The organism is Vibrio sp. 10N.222.48.A3 (assembly GCF_041475345.1).
GTDB lineage: Bacteria > Pseudomonadota > Gammaproteobacteria > Enterobacterales > Vibrionaceae > Vibrio > Vibrio tasmaniensis_A.
Map to the genome: position 1 here is coordinate 1 of NZ_JBFRVX010000554.1, position 5,291 is coordinate 5,291.

Sequence of the window (5,291 nt, forward strand, 5' to 3'; positions counted from 1 at the left end):
GGCGGCCCTTCAGTTGCCTGTTCATCAGCAAAAGCGATCGAGTGGGATGAGTCATTCAAAAACTGTGTAGACCCATCAGGCCGTGCGGTACAAGCCGTTCACAACGACGCCTATAACGCTTAAGCGTTTGAAAAATCAAATACTAAAAAAGGCGCATTATGCGCCTTTTTGTTTTAAGCCTAGTTTTTACTTTTTAATATTTCACTTATACGTGAGCTTGTAGTGCTTCGTTTTCAATACTGATCGGAACCACTTGGCTGATCATTTTTACGAGCATAATGGATCGAGCTTCGCCATCTTTCTGATGGTAAATAGCTTCAACACCCGCAAACTGGCCACTATTAATTTTGACAACTTGCCCTGATTCAAACTCAACACAGCAATCTTCAACTTCGCTACTGCAACACTTCTCGAACTCTTTTAGCTCAAAAACCAAATCACCTTGGACTTCATACGGCCTTGCACCGAACTTAATAAAGTCGACAACACCACGAGTTGAACGAACGGTAGTAAAGCTTGGGCCTTGCTCATAATCAAAACGGACAAAGATATAGGATGGGAACAGCGGTTCTTGGACCAGCTTCTCTTTCCCTCTCACTACCTTTTCGACTTCTATTTGAGGGTAAAAGCACTCTACCCCCTGATTTTCTAGGTGCTGTTGAGCGCGTTTTTGATCACCACGCTTACAGTAAAGTAAATACCAACGTTTCATTTAACTCGCCATCTTCGTTCTTTGGACATTTAACCACAGCCTAAAACAGTTTAGTCGCCGTTAATAAATGAGTCCTGATAAGCGAGAAATTACGCGCAACAGACAGACTTATCAACCAAAAAGTCATAGGTAAAAAATTTGGTCAGTCATTGTACAAGGAACATTTAGAGATCAAAAGACTCATTGCTGTAAGCATATGTATATCGCAGATAATATGAATAACATTCCCTATAAGATCATAACGATAGGCTAGGGCAATAGATCTAAACATTTTTATTGGATAGGATCTTAAAAAAGGTTACTAACCAACCAGGTCAAATATGGAAAATTAGTTTGCAGCACAAGCAGAATGGGCCACATTAAAAGTAAATTTATTTAATATCAACACTTTAGCAAAACCAAGTTATCGTGACCACAAAATACGCCTATTGCAGACTTTTACCCTACTGTGTATACATGAATGACTATAAAATCTTTTAATACCTAAAATTAGTAAAACTTATGCCAAGCAATCACAACATCTTTGGCCACCCTAGAGGCCTATTTTTATTATTTAGCACAGAGCTATGGGAACGTTTCTCCTACTACGCGATGCGTGCCATCCTTGTTTTATTTTTGACTGACACGACCCTCAACGGTGGGCTTGGTTGGTCAACGAAAGACGCACTTGATCTCTACGGTATTTACACTGGCTTAGTCTACATCACGCCATTGATCGGTGGCTGGATTGCCGATAACTACTTAGGACAACGTAAATCGATCCTAGTGGGTGGTGTATTAATGGCACTCGGCCAATTTACACTCGCTCTTCCTAACGGCGCTATTGGCTTAGACCAAGTAAATGCTCTTTATCTAGGTTTAGCACTCCTTATCAGTGGTAACGGTATGTTTAAGCCAAACATCTCGACCATGGTTGGCGACCTATACCAAGAAGGCGATAACCGCCGTGACGGTGCATTCACCATTTTCTACATGGGCATCAACTTAGGTGCATTATTAGGTGGCTTGATTTCAGGCGCTGCTGTCGACTCTTTCGGCTGGAAAGCAGGTTTCTTAGCCGCTGGTATTGGTATGGTTATTAGCTTAATCATGCAAATGACAATGGCTCAATCTTGGTTAGGTAACATTGGTTCAGTGCCAGCAGCTGCGCGAGCAAAAGCACTGAACCAATCTAAAGAAAAAACGCCACTAACCAAAGAAGAGTTCGATCGATTAAAAGTTATTCTGGTTATGGGTCTATTCGTCATAGTTTTCTGGGCGGGCTTTGAACAAGCTGGCGGTCTGATGAATATCTATACTCAACAATATACTGACCGCATGATTGGTGGCTTTGAAGTCCCAGCGGCGTGGTTCCAATCTCTGAACCCATTCTTCATCATTACACTTGCACCAATCATTGCTGCATTTTGGGTTAAGCTTGGTAAGCGTGAACCAAATTCTCCAGTGAAATTTGCAATGGCTTTGTTCTTCCTAGCTCTTGGTTTTGTGTGCATGATGGGCGCTGTAATGGAGCAAGGTGGCGACCTAACAGTGAAAACATCAATGCTGTGGCTAGTCGGTGCTTTCTTCTTCCATACCCTTGGCGAACTTTGTCTATCTCCTATTGGCCTGTCGTTGGTCACTAAGTTAGCTCCGCTTCGTCTCGCATCACTAATGATGGGGGCATGGTTTGGCTTCAACGCTGTCGCAAACTACGTAGCTGGCCTTGTGGGTTCTCACGTTGGTGAGCTTGGCGCAATGTCTATCTTCGGTGGTATCGCAATTACAGCGACAATAAGTGGCGTCTTACTGCTTCTTTGTGCTGGCAAGCTTGTATCATGGATGCATGGCGTAGAAAGCAACATGATGCTTGAAGCAGAGCCAAAAGCAGAAACTTCGGTTGCTTAATATCTAGACCTATTTCAAGAAGAAACATCCAGATCAAAAAGGGCTGCTCATTGAGCAGCCCTTTTGCTATTTTTAGATATGCATGACAATTTAGGCGAAGTCGTATTTAACGATACAGCGCCACTAACTCCGCCATCATATCGATGTGCGAGTCTCTATCATTCAGACACGTAATGTAGCTAAAGTCTGAGCCACCAGCGTCAATGAAGGTCTCTTTACACTGATCCGAAATCTCTTCTAACGTTTCTAAACAATCCACAGAAAATGCAGGCGCCATAATATCGATTTTTTTGATGCCTTTGCTTGGCAATGATTCAAGTGTCTCGTCAGTGTATGGCTTCAACCACTCTTCTCGACCAAATCGAGATTGGTATGTCATGGTGATATCGTCCGCTGATAAGCCTAACTCAGCAGCAAGGAGCTTTGTTGTCGCTTCACAATGCTGTGGGTAGATGTCGCCTTCATCAGCCAATCGTTTCGGAATACCGTGGAAAGAACAAACTAAATGATCGGCTCTACCATTTTTATCCCAATGGCTACGCACGCTTTCAGCCAATGCTTTTGCGTAGCTTGGGTGCGCGTAGTAGTCGCGAATAAAGCGATAGCTCGGAATCACTGGCATCTGCTTAAAGGCCTTGGTTAAGCCATCAGATACGGCCGCTGTGGTTGTGCCTGAGTATTGAGGATATAAAGGCAATACGATGATGTCTTCAACGCCCTGACCCATTAATTGCTCAACGCCCGTTTTAAGGCTTGGGTTACCATAGGTCATACCCAGCGCTACGGGTATCTGTAATTTTTTCTGGAGCTTTTCGGCTTGTCTTTGAGAGTACACAAGCAGTGGTGAGCCTTCATCCATCCAAACAGACTGATACAGCTTAGCCACTTTCGGCGCTCTAATCGGTAAGATCACCCCATGTAAAATAGGACACCACAACCAACGCGTTAAGTTTACGACTCGCTTGTCGTGTAAGAATTCACTCAAAAATCGACGAACGCCAGCTGGGGTCGCTGAGTCTGGTGTTCCTAAGTTCACCAGTAAAACGCCCTGCTTTTTATTATTTTCCATAGATACCTGAGACCAATATGTGATTTTCTGGAACGTAATATACTAATCTACATAAGTTTAAGATCATTGTTGTGCTACTAAATTTAAGAATAATCGTTCTTAACCTAGGTGATCACAACATCACATTGATCGTTAGCCGCGCGAATCTAAGCCGTACCACGGAAACAGTGCACAATCGAGTTTATCTAGATTGGTATATGACTAAAAATTGAAACAAAAAAAGCGACCTTAAGGTCGCTTCCAATATATCAAATTCTAAAACTGGCTGTTAGCCAATTATGCTAGTGCTTTCTCAAGTTCTGCACTAACTTCAGCAACTTGCTTAGTACCGTCGAACTTAAGGTACTTAGTGTTACCTGCTTCAGCTTCTTTACCGTAGTAAGAGATAAGCGGAGCTGTTTGATCGTGGTATACACCTAGACGTGCACGAACTGTTTTTTCTTTGTCGTCATCACGAACCACTAGCTCTTCGCCAGTGATGTCATCTTTACCTTCTTCTTTAGGCGGGTTGTACACATTGTGGTATGTACGGCCAGAAGGAAGGTGAGCACGACGACCAGCCATACGCTCAACAATCACATCGTCAGCTACGTCGAATTCAACAACGTAGTCTACTGCGATACCCATTTCTTTTAGGCCATCAGCTTGAGGGATTGTGCGTGGGAAACCGTCTAGTAGGAAACCTTTCTCACAGTCATCTTGAGCGATACGCTCTTTGATTAGACCAAGGATAATTTCATCAGAAACTAGCTGACCAGCGTCGATTACTGATTTTGCTTGCTTACCAAGCTCAGTACCCGCTTTGATAGCAGCACGTAGCATGTCACCAGTTGAAATTTGAGGGATACCAAATTTGTTCATGATGAAGTTAGCTTGAGTACCTTTACCCGCGCCAGGAGCACCTAGAAGAATGATGCGCATGTTTAATCCTCTTATAAAAATTATGATTTATACCGAAGCTCACTATCCCGCCTTTCTGGTTCAATTTAAGTCGAACAAGAGAGATTAGGTAACAACTGAGGCTAAGCACAACTGTAAACAGAAGCAAAACGGTAAGTTTCGGTATAACGTTTAAAAATCATACAACTGGAGATGATAGGTTCATAGTACCAGCTGATTAGGTCGAGCATTCTATCACATTAATATTCAATTTTGCTTAAATTAAGACTAAAGAATGTATCGACAGCGTTTGCGTTCGTCTTGTTAGCAACTTTAGCGACATTTCGATGAAGTTAAGCGACGTTCATAAAAAAAGCCCGCATTAGCGAGCTTTTAATTATAATTATGAGCTTAGCCCAAAGTCGAAAGACTAACGTTTTGTCAGTAGTTCGTTGATTGCACCTAAGAATTGTGACGGATCTTCCATTGAGCCCTTTTCAGCCAGCATAGCTTGACCAAGTAGTAGCTCAACCCAACGGCCAAACGCTTGTTCGTCCGCTTCATCAGCCATCTGTTTCACAAGTGCGTGCTCAGGGTTAATCTCAAAGATGTACTTAACTTCAGGTGCAGCTTGACCCGCAGCTTCAAGAAGCTTAGCCATTTGAGTGCCCATCTCGAAATCATCGGTCACAACAACAGCAGGTGTAGTTGCTAACTTGAATGTCGTGCGAACCTCTTTAACAC

4 protein-coding genes and 1 pseudogene are annotated in these 5,291 nt (G+C 42.9%); 1 reads left to right on the forward strand and 4 read right to left on the reverse strand.

Annotated elements, in window-relative coordinates:
• Positions 1-205: 205 nt before the first annotated feature.
• Positions 206-712, reverse strand: coding sequence for a transcription/translation regulatory transformer protein RfaH (gene rfaH, locus AB4653_RS15830; protein WP_009847338.1), 507 nt, complete (start codon positions 710-712; stop codon positions 206-208).
• A gap of 501 nt (positions 713-1,213) precedes the next feature.
• Between rfaH and AB4653_RS15835 the strand changes: the two genes are divergently transcribed.
• Positions 1,214-2,599 (forward strand): peptide MFS transporter, encoded by a 1,386-nt coding sequence (locus AB4653_RS15835; RefSeq protein ID WP_009847339.1) that lies wholly within the window; start codon positions 1,214-1,216, stop codon positions 2,597-2,599.
• Between the two features lie 106 nt (positions 2,600-2,705).
• On the opposite strand, the gene hemH is transcribed toward AB4653_RS15835, so the two are convergent.
• The 3 genes and pseudogenes from hemH to AB4653_RS15850 all read right to left on the reverse strand — a co-directional run.
• Entirely contained in the window at positions 2,706-3,668 is a 963-nt protein-coding gene (gene hemH, locus AB4653_RS15840) for a ferrochelatase (protein ID WP_009847340.1), read from the reverse strand.
• Positions 3,669-3,944: 276 nt separating this feature from the next.
• On the reverse strand, positions 3,945-4,589 hold the full coding sequence (gene adk / locus AB4653_RS15845; protein WP_102257779.1) for an adenylate kinase: 645 nt from the start codon (positions 4,587-4,589) through the stop codon (positions 3,945-3,947).
• 388 nt (positions 4,590-4,977) lie between these two features.
• Positions 4,978-5,291: pseudogene (locus AB4653_RS15850) on the reverse strand (molecular chaperone HtpG); the annotation flags it as partial.